We start from the raw sequence: 18,047 nt of genomic DNA, 5'->3' as shown, positions 1-18,047 counted from the left end.
GCGTGCTCATGGACGCCTCCTCAGTAGGACCTGGGCAGGCCCAGGCTGTGCTGGCCGACGAAGTTGAGCACCATCTCGCGGCTCACCGGCGCGATCCGGCCCAGCCGGACGGCCGTGACCAGCGTGCCCAGCCCGTATTCGCTGGCGAGGCCGTTGCCGCCGTGGGTCTGCACGGCCTGGTCGACGGCGCGGATGGCGACCTCGGCGGCCGCGTACTTCGCCATGTTCGCCGACTCGCCCGCGCCGAAGTCGTCGCCGGAGTCGTAGAGCGACGCCGCCTTCTGCGTCATGAGTTTGGCCAGTTCCAGCTCGATCTTGATCTCGGCCAGCGGATGCGCGAGTCCCTGGTGGGTGCCGATCGGCGCGCCCCACACCTTGCGTTCGTTGGCGTAGGCGACGCCCTTGCCCAGCGCGTACCGCGCGATGCCGAGCGAGAACGACGCGCCCATGATGCGTTCGGGGTTGAGCCCGGCGAACAACTGCGCGATCGCCGCGTCCTCCTCGCCGACCAGCGCGTCGGCGGGCAGGTGGACGTCGTCGAGGAACAGGCCGAACTGCTTCTCCGGCGAGACGATGTCCATGTCGATCTGTTTGTACTCGAAGCCGGGCGCGTCGGTCGGGACGATGAACAGCGCGGGCTTGAGCTTGCCGGTCTTCGAATCCTCGGTGCGGCCGACGACCAGGACGGCGTCCGCTTCGTCGACCCCGGAGATGTAGACCTTCCGTCCACTGAGGACCCAATCACCGCCGTCGCGTTTCGCGGTGGTGGTGATCTTGTGCGAGTTCGACCCGGCGTCCGGCTCGGTGATCGCGAAGACCATCCGCCTGCTGCCGTCGGCGATGCCGGGCAGCCAGCGCTTCTTCTGCTCGTCGGTGCCGAACCGCGAGATGACCGTGCCGCAGATCGCCGGCGAGACGACCATGAGCAGCAGCGGACAGCCCGCCGCGGCGAGCTCTTCCAGCACCGCGGCGAGATCCGCGATGCCCGCTCCCCCGCCGCCGTACTCCTCGGGCAGGTTCACGCCGAGGTAGCCCAGCCGTCCGGCCTCGGCCCACAGTTCTTCGGTCTTGAGCCCGGCACGGGCCTGCTTGGCGTAGTACTCGTGCCCGTACTTCTTGCCCAGTTCGGCGACCGCGGCCCGCAGCGCGACGCGCTCCTGCGGCTCGGTGAAGTTCATCGCGTTCATTCGTCGTCTCCTACCACCGCGAGGATCATGCCCACTTCGACCTGTTGTCCGACCACCACCGGGAGTTCGGTCACGACGCCGTCGGCGGGCGCCGCGATCCGGTGTTCCATCTTCATCGCTTCCAGCCACAGCAGCGGATCGCCGGTCTTGACGGTGTCGCCCGCCTCGACCGCGAGCCGGACGACCGTGCCCGGCATCGGCGCCACGAGCGAACCGGCGGCGAGTGCCGCGTCGGGATCGGTGTACCTCGGCACCACATTCAGTTCGACGGTGCCGTCCGGCGAATCGACATACACCGCGTCGCCGTACCGGGCGACACCGAACTTCCGCCGCACCCCGGAGACTTCCAGGACCACACTGCCGGACTCGGCCGAAACCAGTTCGACGCCTTCGAATCCGTCCGCGCGCAGACCGTCGCGGGTGAGCGTGTAGACGACCTCGATCTCGTCTTCGCCTTGACGAAAACGTTTGCGCTGCCCTTGCGAGCGAACATTCCGCCAGCCACTCGGCAGCCGTCCCTGCACCTGGGCGCCCGCCCGGTTCACCGCGGCACCCGCCAACGCGGCGGCCAGCGCGGAAATCCGTACAGTGTCCACAGTGGCCAGTGGCCGGGCCAGCGTTTCGAGACCGTGCCGGTCGAAGAACGCCGTATCCGTCTCGCCCGTGAGGAAAGCCTCGTGGCGCAGCACGTTCACCAGCAGGTCGCGGTTGGTCACCACGCCGTGGATCTCCGCGCCTGCCAGCGCCCCTGCCAAGGCCCGTGCAGCGCTCCGACGGTTCGGGGCGAACGCGATGACCTTGGCGAGCATCGGGTCGTAGTGCACGCCGACGGTCTGCCCGCTGACGAAACCGGAGTCGAGCCGGACGCCCGGGCCGACTTCGAATTCCCGCTGTGCGGCGGGAAGCTCGAAGCGGTGCAGGGTTCCGCTCTGCGGCTGCCAGCCCGCGGCCGGGTCTTCGGCGTAGAGCCGGACCTCGATCGCGTGGCCTCGTGTCTCCGGCTCGTCGATCGGCAGGTGCTCGCCCTCCGCGATCCGCAGTTGCAGCGAGACGAGGTCGAGTCCGGTCGTGGCCTCGGTGACGGGGTGCTCGACTTGGAGCCGGGTGTTCATCTCCAGGAAGTAGAACCGCCCGTCCGGGCCGGCGAGGAACTCGACCGTCCCGGCGCCGACGTAGTCGATCGCCTGCGCGGCCTTGCGCGCGGCGTCGAACAGCGCCTCCCGCATGGTGTCGTCCACGAACGGCGACGGCGCCTCTTCGACGACCTTCTGGTGACGGCGCTGGATCGAGCATTCCCGCTCCCCCACCGCCCACACCGTGCCGTGGGTGTCGGCGAGCACCTGGACCTCGATGTGCCGCCCGGTCTCCAGGTACCGCTCGCAGAACACGGTCGCGTCGCCGAACGCCGACGCGGCCTCCGCGCTCGCCCCTTCGACGGCCTCGGCGAGTTCGCCGAGCGAGCGCACCACGCGCATCCCTCGTCCGCCACCACCGGCGGAAGCCTTGACCAGCAAAGGAAGGTCGGCCTCGGTCACCTCAGCCGGGTCCAATTCGGACAGGATCGGGACACCGGCGTCGGCCATCATCCGCTTGGACTCGACCTTGGAGCCCATGCTCTCGATGGCCTCCGGCGGCGGCCCGACCCAGGTCAGTCCCGCGTCGATCACGGCGCGGGCGAACCCGGCGTTCTCGGACAGGAACCCGTAACCGGGGTGGATCGCGTCGGCGCCGGTCTCGACGGCCGCCTTGATCAGCAGTTCGGCCCTCAGGTAGGTGTCGGACGGCGCGTTGCCCGGCAGCCGGACGGCGACGTCCGCCTCGGCGGTGTGCGGCGCGTCGGCGTCCGCGTCGGAGAACACCGCGACCGTGCCGATCCCGGCGTCGCGACAGGTGCGGAACACGCGGCGGGCGATCTCGCCGCGGTTGGCGACCAGGAGTTTCTCGATCATGCCGCTCACATCCTGAAGACGCCGAAGCCCTCGGCGCCCTTCACTGGTCCATTGTGGATCACGGACAGGCTGAGCCCGAGCACCGTGCGGGTGTCGCGGGGGTCGATGATCCCGTCGTCGTAGAGCATCCCGGAGAGGAACATCGGCATCGACTCCGCCTCGATCTGCCCCTCCACCATGGCGCGCATGGCGGCGTCGTGCTCCTCGTTGTAGTCCTGGCCCCGCGACGCGGCGGCGGCGCGGGCCACGATCGACAGCACACCCGCCAATTGCTGCGGCCCCATGACCGCGGATTTCGCGCTGGGCCAGGCGAACAGGAAGCGGGGGTCGTACGCGCGGCCGCACATGCCGTAGTGCCCGGCGCCGTACGAGGCGCCCATGAGCACCGACAGATGCGGGACCTTCGAGTTCGACACGGCGTTGATCATCATCGCGCCGTGCTTGATGATGCCGCTCTGCTCGTACTCCTTGCCGACCATGTAGCCGGTGGTGTTGTGCAGGAAGACCAGCGGCGTGTCGATCTGGTTGGCCAGCTGGATGAACTGCGCCGCCTTCTGCGACTCCTCACCGAAGAGCACGCCCTGCGCGTTGGCGAGGATGCCGACCGGGTAGCCGTGGATGCTAGCCCAGCCGGTGACGAGGCTGCTGCCGTACAAGGGTTTGAACTCGTCGAAGTCCGAACCGTCGGCGACCCTGGCGATCACCTCGCGCGGGTCGAACGGCACCTTGAGATCGGTGGGCACGATGCCGAGCAGGTCTTCGGCGGAGTACAGCGGCTCGGCGTAGTCCGGCTTCGGCGTCGGCCCCTGTTTGGTCCAGTTGAGCCGTTTGACGATGCTGCGGCCGAGCCGGATCGCGTCCTCTTCGTCGGCCGCGAGGTAGTCGGCGAGGCCCGAGGTGCGGGCGTGCATTTCGGCGCCGCCGAGCGATTCGTCGTCGGACTCCTCACCGGTCGCCATCTTGACCAGCGGCGGCCCGCCGAGGAACACCTTCGCGCGTTCCTTGACCATGACGACGTAGTCCGACATGCCGGGCAGGTACGCGCCGCCCGCGGTCGAGTTGCCGAACACCAGCGCGATCGTGGGCACCTTCGCCGCCGAAGACCGCGTGATGTCGCGGAAGATCCGGCCGCCGGGGATGAAGATCTCCTTCTGCGTCGGCAGATCCGCACCGCCGGACTCGACGAGGTTGATCACCGGCAGGCGGTTCTGCGCGGCGATGTCCGCGGCGCGATAGCTCTTCTTGGCCGTCCACGGGTTGCTCGCCCCGCCTTTGACCGTGGGATCGCTCGCCGAGATCATGCATTCGACGCCCTCGACCACACCGATGCCGGTGATCACGCTGGCGCCGACCTGATAGTCCGAACCCCAGGCCGCGAGCGGCGAGAGCTCCAGGAACGGCGAGTCCTCGTCGAGGAGGAGTTCGATCCGCTCGCGGGCGAGCAGCTTGCCGCGTTTGCGATGCCGGGTGACGTACTTCTCGCCGCCACCCGCGATCGCCTTGGCCTGCTCGCCGTCGATCTCGGCGAGCTTGCCGAGCATGGACTCGCGGTTGGCCGCGAACTCCTCGCTCTTCGAGTCCACTGTGGACCTGATCGTGCTCATGCGGTGTATCCCAATCGCTTCGCGGCCAAGCCGGTGAGGATCTCGTTGGTCCCGCCGCCGATGCCGAGGATGCGCACGTCACGGTAGTGACGCTCCACTTCGGACTCCCGCATGTAGCCGAGTCCGCCGTGCAGCTGCACGGCCTCGTTGACCACCCATTCGGCGGTCTCGACGGCGGTGTTCTTCGCGAAACAGGCTTCGGCGATGACCTCTTCGCCCGCGACGTGCCGCTGCGCGACCTGCCGGGTGTAGGCGCGGGCGACGTCGATCTTGCGGGCCATCTCGGTGAGCTTGTGCTGCACCAGCTGCCGGGAGATCAACGGGCGGCCGAACGTCTCCCGCAGGCGGCACCAGTCCAGCGTCAGGTCCAGCGCCCGCTGCGCGTGCGCGTAACCCTGCACCGCCAGTGAGACCCGCTCGGTGACGAACTGCGTGGCGACCTGCGCGAACCCGCTGTTCTCCGCGCCGATCAGGTTCTCCGCGGGCACCCGGACATCCACATAGGACAGCTCGGCGGTGTCCGAGCAGAGCCAGCCCATCTTCTCCAGCTTGCGCGAGACGGTGAAACCCGGCGTACCCCGCTCGACGACGATCAGCGAGATGCCGTGGGCGCCGGATTCGCCGGTGCGGACGACCGTGGTCACGAAGTCGGCGCGACAGCCCGAGGTGATGAAGGTCTTGGCGCCGTTGATGACGTATTCGTCGCCTTCGCGGACGGCCGTGGTGCGGATCCCGGCGACGTCCGAGCCGCCGTCGGGTTCGGTGACCGCGAGCGAGCCGATCTTGGCGCCTTCCAGCGTCGGCCGCACCCAGCGCTCGATCTGCACCGGATCGCCGGCCGCCGCGATGTGCGGGACGGCGATGCCGCAGGTGAACAGCGACGCGAAGAGCCCGCCGGAACCGCCCGCGTAATGCAGTTCCTCGGCGATGACGACGGCGTCGAGGTAGTCACCGCCTCCGCCGCCGACCTCCTCGGGAAAGCCGACACCGAGGAGGCCGAGTTCCCCCGCCTTGCGATGCAGGTCGCGCGGCAGCTCGCCTTCGCGCTCCCACTCGTCGAGGTACGGCAGGATCTCGGCTTCGGCGAACCGCCGGACGGTCTTGCGCAGCTCGACGCGTTCCGGCGTGGAGAAGGGGTCGGTCACAGGAGAGCCTCCGGGATGTCGATCTCGCGGGAGCGCAGCCATTCCCCGAGCGCCTTCGCCTGCGGGTCGAACCGCGCTTGCGACGCGACGCCCTCGCCGAGGATGCCTTCGACGACGAAGTTGAGTGCCCGCAGGTTCGGCAGGAGATACCGCCGGACTTCGAGGTCCGCGGTCTCGGGGAGCAGCAGTTTGAACTCGGTGACGGTGAGCCGGTGCGCGAGCCAGCGCCACGCCTCGTCCGATCGGGCCCAGACGCCGACGTTCGCGTTGCCGCCCTTGTCGCCGCTGCGCGCGCCGATCACCCTGCCGAGTGGCGCCCGGCGAACCTCGGCCTGTGTGAACGGGGCAGGCAGGGTTTCGTTGTCCACTTCGGACAGAGGGAGGGTTTCGGCGGCGGGCGCGATGTCACGGCGCGTTCCGTCCGGCAGGACGGCGACATGCGGAACCTCTCGCGCGTCGACGAAAGCGGCTCGGTAGACGCCGTAGGGCGACGCGGCCGCGGGTGGCGCGGTGACGTGGAAACCGGGGTAGCTCGCCAGCGCGAGTTCGATCGCCGCGCCGCTGAACGCTCGTCCGGCGACCTCAGGATCGGCGTCCTTCACCGCGACGTGCAGCAGCGCGCTCGCCTGCTGCTCGGTTTCGGCGTCGGGACGCTCGGTGCGGGCGAGGGTCCACTTGACGTCGGCAGGCGGCCGGGCCTTGAGCGCGCCTTCGAGTTGTTCCTTGACCAGCGCGGCTTTCGCTTCGATGTCGAGTCCGGTGAGGACGAACGTCGTCTCGTTGCGGAAGCCGCCGAGGCCGTTCAGGCACACCTTGAGCGTCGGCGGTGGCGGTTCGCCGGTGACGCCGCTGATCCGGACGCGGTCCGGACCGTCTTCGGCCAGGGTCAGCGTGTCGAACCGGGTCGTGACGTCCGGCCCGGCGTACCGAGCGCCGGTGATTTCGTAGAGCAGTTGCGCGGTAACGGTTCCGGCGTTCACGATGCCGCCGGTGCCGGGGTGTTTGGTGATCACGCTGGAGCCGTCGGCGGAGATCTCGGCGATCGGGAAGCCCGGGACGCCGATCTCGTGCTCGGTGAAGAAGGCGTAGTTGCCGCCGGTGGCCTGCGTGCCGCATTCGATCACGTGCCCGGCCACGACAGCGCCCGCCAGCGCGTCGTAGTCGTCGCGCGCCCAGCCGAAGTGCGCGGCCGCGGGCCCGACGATCACCGAAGCGTCGGTGACGCGCCCGGTCACCACGATGTCGGCGCCCGCGTTCAGGCAGTCCGCGATCCCCCACGCGCCGAGGTAGGCGTTGGCGGTCAGCGTCTTGCCGAACCCGAGTTCTTCCGCGCGCTGGATCAGGTCGTCGCCCTCGACGTGCGCGATGGCGACGTCGACGCCGAGTTTCGTGGCCAGTTCGCGGAGCGCGTCCGCGAGCCCGGCGGGGTTGAGCCCGCCGGCGTTGGCGACGATCTTGACGCCCTTTTCCTTGGCCAGCGCGAGGTTCGCCTCCATCTGGCGGAGGAACGTCTTGGCGTAGCCGCGGTTCGGATCTTTCATCCGGTCGCGGCCGAGGATGAGCATGGTCAGCTCGGCCAGGTAATCGCCGGTCAGCACGTCGAGCGGGCCGCCGGTGAGCATCTCGTGGACCGCGGAGAACCGGTCGCCGTAGAACCCGGACGCGTTGCCGATCCTGATCGGGGCGGGGGTCATGCGAACTGCCCCGGCCGCCGTCCCGCACCGGGAGGCCCGGCGAAGGCCTGCGCGATCCCGAGCCATTCCTCGACGTCGGCGCCGGTCGCGACCAAGTCGGTGTCGTCGGGATGACGGCGCTGGGTGATGACGAGACAGAAGTCGACCGCGCTCCCGGTGAGCCGCTGCCCGGCGTCCTTGGGCCCGAAAGCCCAGGTGGTGCCATCCGGCGCGGCCAGCTCGACGCGGAACTCCTCGGCGGGCGGGGCGAGCGAGTTGAGCTTGTAGGCGAAGTCGCGGGTGCGGGTCCCGAAGCGGGCGATATGCCAGATCCTGGCCGAGTTCTCGCGCGGGACGCCGAGCGCGTCGAAGATGTCCTGACCGTGGGCCCAGGTCTCCATGAGCCGCGCGGTCACCATGGACGCGGCGCTCATCGGCGGCCCGTACCAGGGGATTTTCTGCCCGTCGGGCACCGCGGCGAGTGCTTCGGCGAGTTCCGCGCGACCGGCGCGCCACTCGGCCAGTAGTTGACGGGGCGGCGTTTTCGCGCCCTCGGCCGCTCCGTCGTCGACGTAGCTCTCCCCGGTCGCGAGGAGCCCTTCGATCTCGGCCTGCCACTCGGCCTCGGAGCCGCGCGCCGCGATCAGCGCCTTCTTGTCGGTCCAGGCCAGATGAGCGATCTGATGGGCGATCGTCCAGCCTTCGGCCGGGGTCCGCCGCGCCCAGTCCGACGCGGGCAGATCCGCCACCACGTCGTCGATGGCCTGCGATTCCGCCGCGAGATCCCCAAGGATCACGCCCAGGTCAGCCATGCCCGCCTCCTCGCGTCCCCCTCAGGCTGGCACCCCTCGCCAGAAAAATCAAGCACGCCTGATTGTTTTGACGCCGGGCTGAAGGGCAAGGCAAAAGATGACTTGTCACTGACTGTGTGGTTTTGGTGCGTTGGAGGAGCAGATCCACCCAGTCCCGCGTGACCGGTCCGGTCGCGACGCATTCAGAGGACGAAACGCGGTGGTCCAGGTGGTCGTGAGTGGTAAGTGTCGTTAGAACGACACTTACCACTCACGACCAACCCGGCCCAGCACTCACTCAGGGCCGCTCGAACTCCCGGATCAGCACCGGGTACTGCTCCCCGCCGTGCCCCGCCGCGATCGCCCGGTCGGCCATCGCCTTGATCAGCTTCGGCAGTTCGGCGTTCACGCCCAGCGCCTCGCTCTCCTCGACCATGTGAGCCATCGCCCGCACGTCGGTCTCCAGCGCCGACACCTCCGCGGGGAAGGAACCCTTGTCGACCTGCTCCGCGTAGCCGGGCAGCCAGCCGGCCACCCCGGCGGCGATCTGCTGCGCGAACGGCGCGTACGTCGCGGCGTCTACGCCGGCGGTCTTGAGCATCGCGGTGCCCTGGAGCCACGCGTTCAGGACGCTCCACATCATCGTCAGGCCGGCGACGTCGTACAGCGACGCGAGCCCGGGGTCCTCGCCGAGGTGACTGACCGTGCCGAGCGCGCCGAGGTCGAAGTCCGGCAGCGGCCCGCTCAGCAGGATCACCGCCTCGTCGGTCCCGATCGACGACGGGATGGCCATGATCGCGCCGTCCAGGTAGCGGGCGCCCCGTTTTTCCGCCCAGGCGGCGGTTTCCCGCGCTTGACCGGAATCGCCCGAGGTCAGGTTGACCAAGGTCGCGCCTTCCAGCGCGGCATCGTCGAGCAGGTCGCGCACGGCCGGGTAGTCGGTGAGACACACGATCGTCGTGCCGCCCGCCGCGAGCGCGTCACCGATCGTGGGTGCGAGCCGCGCCCCCTCGGCCACCAAAGCCGAAGCTTTGGCGGCGGTCCGGTTCCAGACGGTGGTGGGATGCCCGGCCGCGAGGAACGCGCGGGCGAGCGCGGTGCCCATCAGGCCGAGGCCGAGAACTGTCACAGGTGCGGTGGTTTCGTTGTCCATGGCTGCATCGTCGACGTTGAGACCGGTATGAAGGTCAAGTGGGAAACACGATGAAAATCGGGGAACTGAGCCGCCGCACGGGAGTCAACACTCACCAGCTGCGCTACTACGAAGCACAAGGACTCCTGGAGGCGGAGCGCGCCACGAACGGCTACCGCGAGTACGACGAAACCGCCGTCCTGCGGGTGAAGCAGATCCGGCACCTGCTCGCCGCGGGCCTGTCGTCCGAAGACATCGCGTACCTGCTCCCTTGCGCGATCGGCGAGGAGCCCGAGCTGATCGGCTGCCCCGAGCTGCTGGCCGCGATGCGCGAACGACTCGGCAAGCTCGACGAACAGCTGGACAGGATCATGCGATCCCGCACCGCGCTCGCCGGGTACATCGAAGCGGCCGAGCAAACCGGCAAGAAGACCTACGAGCTCTTCGCCTGAGCCTTTATTGACACCTTGTCAACATAGTCTTACTTTCACGTTATGAGCGCGTACGCCGAAATCACCTACGAGGTCGCCGACCGCATCGCGACGGTCACGCTCAACCGGCCCGAGGCCCGCAACGGATACACCATCCGCATGGCCGACGAACTCGGCGACGCGATGGACCGGGCCGACAGCGACGAAGACGTCCGAGTGGTGATCCTGACCGGCAACGGCAAGGACTTCTCGGTGGGCGCCGACCTCTCGCAGGGCGGTTTCGACTTCGACCCGGAATCCGGGCCGGACGCGGCGTGGCAGGAACCGGCGGGACGCTGCTCGAAACGGATCTTCACGATGAACAAGCCGGTGATCGCCGCCCTGCGGGGCGCGGCTGTCGGCGGCGGCGTCACGATCACGCTGTCGTGCGACTACCGTCTGGCGTCCACCGACTCCCGGTTCGGTTTCGTGTTCGTCCGCCGCGGCATCTATCCCGAAGGCGCGTCCGCGTGGTTCCTCCCCCGGCTCGTCGGGATGGGAACGGCACTCGACTGGATGATCAGCGGCCGCGTCTTCGGCGCCGAGGAAGCGAAGAGCGCCGGTCTGGTCCACAGTGTCCACGAGCCCGGCGAAGTGCTCGGCAAGGCCCGCGAACTGGCAGTGGAGATCGCCTCGACCACGTCACCGGTTTCGGTCGCGGTGACCCGTCAGCTGCTGTACCGGATGGCGAGCGCCGAATCACCGTTCCCCGTGCACGAACTGGACTCACGGCTGATCGGCGGCCTGGGCTCCAGCCCGGACGCCGTCGAAGGGGTCATGTCCTTCCTCCAGAAACGACCACCGGAGTTCTCCATGCGCGTCGACACCGACCAGCCCGCCTACCTGCCGTGGCGGAACGCGTGACCGCCCATCCCCCCGAACCGTGGAACCTGGCGGGCCAGGCGTACCTGTCGATCTGGCGTGTCCCGGTGAGCGAACTGCCGGAGCTGCCGGACGGTGTCGAGCCGATCGTGGTGGGCGGCCGCGCGCAGGTGTTCACCGCCTGGATCGACTACCAGGAACCCGGGCAGCTCCAGTATCACGAGCTGCTGGCGACGGTCGCCGTCCGCGGCGAACGCCTGTCCAGCTCCATCACGGACATCTGGGTCGACAGCGAGGTCTCGCTCGCCGGCGGCCGCGCGCTGTGGGGCATCCCCAAGGATCTCGCCGCGCTCGGCTTCACCCACGGGCGGACGTTCACCGCTTCGGCGGCCACCCACGAGGACTGGATCGCGACGGCCGCCTTCACCGCCCGCCCGAGCCTTCCGGTGCGGATGCCCGCGGCCTTCGACGTCGTCCAGATGCTGGACGGACGTCTCAAAAGAAGCCCCGTCCGAGCGAAGGCGAAGCCTCGCCCGGCCGCCGCGGACTGGCGGATCAACGAGCACGGACCGCTGGGCTTCCTGGCCGGTCAGCGGCCCGTCCTGAGTGCCTGTCTGCGCGATTTCACGATCGTTTTCGGCGGCTGACCAGCCGCTCAGCGTGATCGTCTAACCCGCCAGGGTGAGACCACGACACGCCACCCATTGGGGCACGTGCAGCCTCCGACCCCTACATGTAGTCTCTGGGAACCGGCACCGCCCAGCGACGGGGAGACCGCTCAGGAGCGGTGGTCGGACAGCTTTGTGAACGTGCAGCGCACGGCCTTGTGAGGCCTTGTGGTGCTTCAACGCGCCCTTTGGAGTGACGATGTCAGTCGATACCGGTCAGCGGCCACCCTCGTCTTCGGACACCACCCCCGCGACCGTGCGAGTCATCCGGCGGGACGGCAGCGTGTCCCCCTTCGACGCGAACAAGATCTCGGTCGCCGTGACCAAGGCCTTCCTCGCCGTCGAGGGCGGTGACGCGGCCGCTTCGTCGCGGATCCACCACCTGGTCCAGGAATTGACCGAGCAGATCGAGTCCTCGCTGCTCCGCCACGCCGGTCCCGAGACCGCGCTGCACATCGAGCAGATCCAGGACATCGTCGAGCTCGCGCTGATGCGCGGCGAGCACCACAAGGTCGCCCGCGCGTACGTCCTCTACCGCGACGAGCGCGCCAAGGCCCGCGAGTCCGAGAAGCCCGCGTCGTCCGACGTCGCGATCAGCGTCAAGGCGGCCGACGGCACGCTCCGCCCGCTCGACTGGGCCCGCGTCTCGCACGTGGTCGGCGAGGCCGTCGCCGGTCTCGAGGACGTCTCGGCCGAGCCGGTGCTGGCCGAGGCCAAGCGCAACCTCTACGACGGCATCAGCGCCGACGAGCTCGCCCTCGCCCAGATCATGGCCGCGCGCGTGCTCGTCGAGCAGGAGCCGAACTACTCCTACGTCAGCGCCCGGCTGCTGGCGGACAAGCTCCGCGGCGAGGCGCTCAGCTACCTCGCGGGCGTCCCGCAGCAGGCCAGCCAGGACGAGATGACCACCCGGTACCCGCAGTACTTCCGGGACTACCTCAAGCGCGCCATCGAGCTGGAGCTGGTCAACGCCGAGCTGCAGACCTTCGACCTGGACAAGATCACCGCGGCGATCCACGCCGAGCGTGACCTCGACTTCGGCTTCCTCGGCCTGCAGACCCTGTACGACCGGTACTTCCAGCACCACAACGGCGTCCGCTTCGAACTGCCGCAGGCGTTCTTCATGCGCGTCGCCATGGGTCTCGCGATCCGCGAGGACGACCGCGAAGCCCGCGCCATCGAGTTTTACGAGCTGCTCTCGTCGTTCCACTTCATGGCGTCCACCCCGACGCTGTTCAACTCGGGCACCACGCGCCCGCAGCTGTCGTCCTGCTTCCTGACCACTGTGGACGACGACCTGGACTCGATCTTCCAGGCGTACAAGAACAACGCGCTGCTGGCGAAGTACTCGGGCGGTCTCGGCAACGACTGGACCCCGGTCCGCGGCCTCGGCGCGCACATCAAGGGCACCAACGGCCAGTCGCAGGGTGTCGTGCCGTTCCTCAAGATCGCCAACGACACGGCGGTCGCGGTGAACCAGGGCGGCAAGCGCAAGGGCGCGGCCTGCGCGTACCTCGAGACCTGGCACGTGGACATCGAGGAATTCCTCGACCTGCGCAAGAACACCGGTGACGACCGTCGTCGCACGCACGACATGAACACCGCGAACTGGGTGCCGGACGAGTTCCTCCGCCGGGTCGAGGCCGACGCGCAGTGGACGCTGTTCTCGCCGAACGAGACCCCGGACCTGCACGACCTCTACGGCAACGCGTTCGCCGAGCGCTACCGCGAGTACGAGGCCGCCGCCGAACGCGGTGAGCTGAAGGTGTTCCGCAAGATCCGCGCGGTCGACCTGTGGCGCCGCATGCTGACCATGCTGTTCGAGACCGGCCACCCGTGGATCACCTTCAAGGACCCGTGCAACCTGCGCTCGCCGCAGCAGCACGTGGGTGTCGTGCACTCGTCCAACCTCTGCACCGAGATCACCCTGAACACCACCACCGACGAGGTCGCGGTCTGCAACCTCGGCTCGGTGAACCTGCTCAAGCACGTCACCCCCGAGGGCATCGACGCGAAGCGCCTCGAGAAGACCGTGCGCACCGCCGTCCGCATGCTCGACAACGTGATCGACATCAACTTCTACACCATCCCGGAAGCACGCCGGTCCAACCTGCGGCACCGCCCGATCGGGCTCGGCCTGATGGGCTTCCAGGACGCGCTGTTCGAGATCGGTGTCCCGCTGTCCTCGGAAGAGGCCGTCCAGTTCGCGGACACCAGCATGGAGCACATCAGCTACTACGCGATCTCGGCCTCGACCGACCTCGCCGAGGAGCGCGGCCAGTACCAGACGTTCGAGGGTTCCTTGTGGAGCAAGGGAATCCTGCCGATCGACTCGATGCAGCTGCTGATCGACGCCCGCCAGGGCGACGCCCTCGACGTCGACACCTCGTCCACTTTGGACTGGGCGCCGCTGCGCGAGCGGGTCAAGACCGTCGGTATGCGCAACTCCAACGTGATGGCGATCGCGCCGACCGCGACGATCTCCAACATCGTGGGCGTCGGGCAGTCGATCGAGCCGCTGTTCCAGAACCTGTTCGTCAAGTCGAACATGTCCGGTGACTTCACCGTGGTGAACCCGCACCTGGTCCGCTCGCTCAAGGAGCGCGGGCTGTGGGACGAGGTCATGGTCTCGGACCTGAAGTACTTCGACGGCAGCCTCGGCCAGATCGACCGCGTGCCGGACGACCTGAAGGCGCTGTACGCCACCGCGTTCGAGATCGAGTCGAAGTGGCTCGTGGACGCCGGTTCGCGTCGGCAGAAGTGGATCGACCAGGCGCAGTCGCTGAACCTGTACATCGCGGCGCCCAGCGGCCGCAAGCTCGACGAGCTGTACCGCTACGCCTGGCACAAGGGCCTCAAGACCACGTACTACCTGCGGGCGCGGTCCGCGACGCACGTGGAGAAGAGCACCCTGCGCGGCACCGACGGCAAGCTGAACGCGGTCTCGGCCACCCCTGCCCCCGCCACACCTGCCGCGCCGAAGGCTTCGGCTCCCGCCGCTTCGCCCGCGCCGTCGGCCACCGCCGCGGTCTCGCCGTCGCCCGCCGCCGCTGTCCCGGCCGTGCCGGTGACCGCCCCGGCCGCGGCTCCCGCCGCCAAGCCGGAGCCGAAGGAGATGCCGCAGGTCTCGGACGTCGACTTCGTCGCCACCGACGGCGCCGCCTGCCGGATCGACGACCCGGACTGCGAAGCCTGCCAGTAAGACATCCTCGTGAGTGGTAAGGACGGTTAGAACCGTCCTTACCACTCACGACCCCCCACTCGTGAAGTGAGCCGCTCTATGACCACCTTTGACGCTTCCACCGACTCCACCGGTCTCGGTGAGATCGAAGTCGGTGCCGCCCGCATCAACGTCGACGACAAGCGGATGATCAACGCCCGCGCCGACGTCAACCAGCTGCTGCCGATGAAGTACACCTGGGCGTGGGAGAAGTACCTCGCCGGCTGCAACAACCACTGGATGCCGACCGAGGTCGCCATGCAGGCCGACATCGCGCTGTGGAAGTCGCCCGACGGCCTCACCGAGGACGAGCGCACCATGCTCAAGCGCAACCTCGGCTTCTTCGCCACGGCGGAATCGCTGGTGGCCAACAACATCGTGCTCGCGGTGTACCGCCAGATCACCAACCCCGAATGCCGCCAGTACCTGCTGCGCCAGGCGTTCGAGGAGGCCGTGCACACGCACACCTTCCAGTACATCTGCGAGAGCCTCGGCCTGGTCGAGGGCGAGCTGTTCAACATGTACCGCGAAGTCCCCTCCATCTCGGAGAAGGACGCGTGGGCGCTCAAGTACACGCAGAACCTGGAGAACCCGGACTTCGAGACCGGCACCCCCGAGGCCGACCAGAACTTCCTGCGTGACCTGGTCGCGTTCTACGTGATCTTCGAGGGCATGTGGTTCTACACCGGTTTCGCGCAGATCCTGTCGCTCGGCCGCCGGAACAAGATGATCGGCATCGCCGAGCAGTACCAGTACATCCTGCGCGACGAGTCGATCCACCTGAACTTCGGCATCGACTGCATCAACCAGATCAAGATCGAGAACCCGCACCTGTGGACCGAGGAGTTCCAGGCGGAGATCCGCGGCATGCTGACCGAGGCCTGCGAGCTCGAGGTCGCCTACGCCCGCGACACCATGCCGCGCGGCATGCTGGGCCTCTCGGCCGAGCTGATCGAGCAGTACATGCACTTCATCACCGACCGCCGCGCCCAGCAGATCGGTCTCCAGCCGATCTTCGGCGAGACGGAGAACCCGTTCCCGTGGATGTCGGAGGCGATGGACCTGAAGAAGGAGAAGAACTTCTTCGAGACCCGCGTCATCGAGTACCAGTCCGGTGGCGCCCTCGACTGGGACTGACAGTCCGTCGGTAGTACATGAAGGCCCCCTTCCTTGCGCCTAGGTACAGGAAGGGGGCCTTCGCCACTTACCACCACCGAGCGGGTTGGCGACGCTCCCTTTGCAGGGTGCGAAGTGCGCGTTCCTCGGCTGAGCCGAGCGAAGAGGGCTTCCACGCGCGGTCGCTGTGACTGCTGTGGCTTCTGGTGTATCCGGGACGAACGTGACGACGACGAAAGTAGTGAAGGCCTCCTTCGCTACCTTCAGGGTAGGCAAGGAGGCCTTCACGGACCTGCCCCGCCGCTCACAATCCTCGTGATCGACCCGGTACCGGAAGCAAGGCGCTTCGGCTTAGCACCCGGTTCAGGCTCGGGCGAAGTGCGGTTCCGCCGCTTCCAACCGCGGCACCGGGACACCCAACCGGCGCGCTTCGGCCAAGGTGTCCCGGCAGACCTCACGCGGCTCCTCGGCGTCGGGATCAGAATGCGCCGTGATACTCACGCGCGCCGGCGCGACATGAGCGGTCAGCCAGGCGAGAGCGGGGGCCGTCAGCCAGGTGGGCGCCCGGAACGGCAGCAAACCGACCCGATGACGTCGCAGGTCGAGTCCGCGCGCCTCGAGAAGCGGCAGTAGTTCACGGCCGTTCAGCAACCCCTCGCGCAAGTCGCTCCTCGACCCGGCCAGCCGGGACAGGGAACCCAGCCGCAGGCCTTGCGAGAGCAGGCCCGCGTCCGACGCGAAATGGACCCACAGCCAGCCGCGGAAGTCGGGGCGCTCCTTGATCCGGAGCCCGGCCTCGCGAAACGCCTGGCGTACGGCTCGCTCCCGATCGGTCGGGGGCCGGTCGAGGGTGCCGAAGACGACCGACGGCATCAGCATCCCGCGGAGCACGCCGTCCGCGTCGAAACCGCCACCGGCCTGGGGAAAGCCCCAGGCGATGCGGTCGAGAGGAAGCTGGCCGATCGCGGCCGCCGGCTCGGTCCAGACGTTGCCGAAGACCAGCACCGTGGCCCGGCCGACACGCGGGGCCAGGAAAGCCGTCGCCTCCGGCAGGCGGTGGTGCGAAACGCTGAGCACGATCAGGTCGAAGTCGTGGTCCGGCTCCAGCGTTTCGCGGAGGCGCACCGGCCACTTCTCGACGACACGCTGCCCCCTCATCCGGCGCCGCGTGTCGAACAGGTCGAGGTCCACCGAGTCCCCGTACGTCGCCGCGCGGCCCGGCCGGACGTAGAACTCGACGTCATGTCCCGCCTTCCGCAGGGCCCAGCCGTAGATGGTGGCGATCACGCCCCGGCCGAACATCAGGATCTTCAAGCTGCACCTCACGGGGTACGATCGATTTGGAGATTATCTCCACTTTCGAAAATATGGAGATGATCTCCACTTGTCAACGCGAGGGAGCGCATGACCGCCGACAAGCCGCTGCGGGCCGACGCCCGGCGCAAGCGCGAGGCCCTGCTCGCGAAGGCCCGGGAGATCTTCCAGGCCGGATGCTTCTTCGATCTGCGCTTCGACGACTTCGCCTGCCTGGCAGGCGTGGGCACGGGCACGCTCTATCGCCACTTCCCCACCAGGGAGGCCCTGGCAGAGGCGGTCTACCACGGGGAAGTCGCCGCGCTGTGCGACCGCGCCCGACAGCTCCAGGCCACCCTTCCCCCGGCGGAAGCCTTGGCGACCTTCCTCCGCGACATGGTCGACCACCTAGGCGCCCATGCCGGCCTGGCCAGGACGCTGGCCACCCTCATGGCCGACCGTTCGGGCGCCCTCGCCGAGGGCAGCCGGGCGCTGGAGGAGGCGGCCACCGCCCTGGTGGCCGACGCGGTGCGGGACGGCGCCGTTCGCGACGACGTGGACGCCGGTGCCGTGATGATGGCGCTGCACGGGATCGGCGCGGCCCATGACCGCCCCGAGTGGCGGGCCGAGGCCGACGGCGTCATCACTCTCGTGCTGGACGGGCTGCGCCGGTGACAGACTTTTCTCACATTCCAGCGACCTCGTAGCGGGCCTGAGTACGCTCCGGAGTGCTACTGGTTCGCCCGGCCCTCCAGGCCGGTCGAGGTAACAGGGAACCCGGTGAGAATCCGGGACTGCCCCGCAGCGGTATGTGGGAACGAAAGCCGTCACCGTGCGAGACACGGTAAAGCACTGGGTATGGCACCCGGGAAGCGACGGCCGGTAGGAGCGAGCGCGTCGCCCACGAGTCCGAAGACCTGCCCGTGGTACGCGCGCCGACGGCGTGCGTGAGTCCGGGCCTCGTGGGATGGGCACGA

Annotated in this window: 14 protein-coding genes and 1 riboswitch; of the genes, 6 read left to right on the top strand and 8 right to left on the bottom strand. The window is 68.5% G+C overall.

Annotated features, from left to right (window positions below; genetic code table 11):
• Positions 1-20: 20 nt before the first annotated feature.
• The 7 genes from CFP71_RS13260 to CFP71_RS13230 all read right to left on the bottom strand — a co-directional run bounded on the left by CFP71_RS13260 (position 21) and on the right by CFP71_RS13230 (position 9,502).
• Positions 21-1,187, bottom strand: coding sequence for an acyl-CoA dehydrogenase family protein (locus CFP71_RS13260; RefSeq protein ID WP_093934154.1), 1,167 nt, complete (start codon positions 1,185-1,187; stop codon positions 21-23).
• Complete coding sequence (locus CFP71_RS13255; RefSeq protein ID WP_093934206.1) at positions 1,184-3,136, bottom strand: ATP-binding protein; 1,953 nt, start codon at positions 3,134-3,136, stop codon at positions 1,184-1,186. Before CFP71_RS13255 ends, CFP71_RS13260 begins: the two co-directional genes overlap by 4 nt.
• A gap of 5 nt (positions 3,137-3,141) precedes the next feature.
• Positions 3,142-4,740, bottom strand: coding sequence for an acyl-CoA carboxylase subunit beta (locus CFP71_RS13250; RefSeq protein ID WP_167406106.1), 1,599 nt, complete (start codon positions 4,738-4,740; stop codon positions 3,142-3,144).
• Positions 4,737-5,885, bottom strand: a complete 1,149-nt coding sequence (locus CFP71_RS13245; RefSeq protein ID WP_093934152.1) for an acyl-CoA dehydrogenase family protein — start codon at positions 5,883-5,885, stop codon at positions 4,737-4,739. The genes CFP71_RS13250 and CFP71_RS13245 overlap by 4 nt, the downstream gene beginning before the upstream one ends.
• Positions 5,882-7,579: an acyclic terpene utilization AtuA family protein gene (locus CFP71_RS13240; protein WP_093934151.1), complete on the bottom strand. Its 1,698-nt coding sequence runs from the start codon at positions 7,577-7,579 to the stop codon at positions 5,882-5,884. The genes CFP71_RS13245 and CFP71_RS13240 overlap by 4 nt, the downstream gene beginning before the upstream one ends.
• A complete protein-coding gene (locus CFP71_RS13235) occupies positions 7,576-8,370 on the bottom strand; it encodes a TIGR03084 family metal-binding protein (RefSeq protein ID WP_093934150.1) in 795 nt (264 codons plus the stop codon). Before CFP71_RS13235 ends, CFP71_RS13240 begins: the two co-directional genes overlap by 4 nt.
• A gap of 277 nt (positions 8,371-8,647) precedes the next feature.
• Entirely contained in the window at positions 8,648-9,502 is an 855-nt protein-coding gene (locus tag CFP71_RS13230) for an NAD(P)-dependent oxidoreductase (protein ID WP_093934149.1), read from the bottom strand.
• Positions 9,503-9,552: 50 nt separating this feature from the next.
• On the opposite strand from CFP71_RS13230, the gene CFP71_RS13225 reads away from it, so the two are divergent.
• The 5 genes from CFP71_RS13225 to CFP71_RS13205 all read left to right on the top strand — a co-directional run bounded on the left by CFP71_RS13225 (position 9,553) and on the right by CFP71_RS13205 (position 15,798).
• Positions 9,553-9,933: a MerR family transcriptional regulator gene (locus CFP71_RS13225; RefSeq protein ID WP_093934205.1), complete on the top strand. Its 381-nt coding sequence runs from the start codon at positions 9,553-9,555 to the stop codon at positions 9,931-9,933.
• Between the two features lie 42 nt (positions 9,934-9,975).
• Positions 9,976-10,815, top strand: coding sequence for an enoyl-CoA hydratase-related protein (locus CFP71_RS13220; protein ID WP_093934148.1), 840 nt, complete (start codon positions 9,976-9,978; stop codon positions 10,813-10,815).
• A complete protein-coding gene (locus CFP71_RS13215; RefSeq protein ID WP_093934204.1) occupies positions 10,812-11,420 on the top strand; it encodes an acetoacetate decarboxylase family protein in 609 nt (202 codons plus the stop codon). The genes CFP71_RS13220 and CFP71_RS13215 overlap by 4 nt, the downstream gene beginning before the upstream one ends.
• 220 nt (positions 11,421-11,640) lie before the next feature.
• A complete protein-coding gene (locus tag CFP71_RS13210) occupies positions 11,641-14,643 on the top strand; it encodes a ribonucleoside-diphosphate reductase subunit alpha (RefSeq protein ID WP_093934147.1) in 3,003 nt (1,000 codons plus the stop codon).
• 66 nt (positions 14,644-14,709) lie between these two features.
• Positions 14,710-15,798, top strand: a complete 1,089-nt coding sequence (locus CFP71_RS13205) for a ribonucleotide-diphosphate reductase subunit beta (RefSeq protein WP_279629219.1) — start codon at positions 14,710-14,712, stop codon at positions 15,796-15,798.
• A gap of 342 nt (positions 15,799-16,140) precedes the next feature.
• Here the strand turns inward: CFP71_RS13205 and CFP71_RS13200 are convergent, their stop codons facing one another.
• Positions 16,141-17,091 carry a ketopantoate reductase family protein gene (locus CFP71_RS13200; protein WP_093934145.1) on the bottom strand — a complete coding sequence of 317 codons (951 nt, stop codon included), beginning with the start codon at positions 17,089-17,091 and terminating at the stop codon, positions 16,141-16,143.
• Between the two features lie 90 nt (positions 17,092-17,181).
• Between CFP71_RS13200 and CFP71_RS13195 the strand changes: the two genes are divergently transcribed.
• Positions 17,182-17,745 carry a TetR/AcrR family transcriptional regulator gene (locus CFP71_RS13195; protein WP_093934144.1) on the top strand — a complete coding sequence of 188 codons (564 nt, stop codon included), beginning with the start codon at positions 17,182-17,184 and terminating at the stop codon, positions 17,743-17,745.
• Between the two features lie 43 nt (positions 17,746-17,788).
• Positions 17,789-18,009: riboswitch (cobalamin riboswitch) on the top strand.
• Positions 18,010-18,047: the final 38 nt, after the last annotated feature.

The organism is Amycolatopsis thailandensis (assembly GCF_002234405.1).
Lineage (GTDB): Bacteria > Actinomycetota > Actinomycetes > Mycobacteriales > Pseudonocardiaceae > Amycolatopsis > Amycolatopsis thailandensis.
Note: the sequence above shows the minus strand (reverse complement) of the source record. Positions and strands in the feature narration are given on the sequence as shown.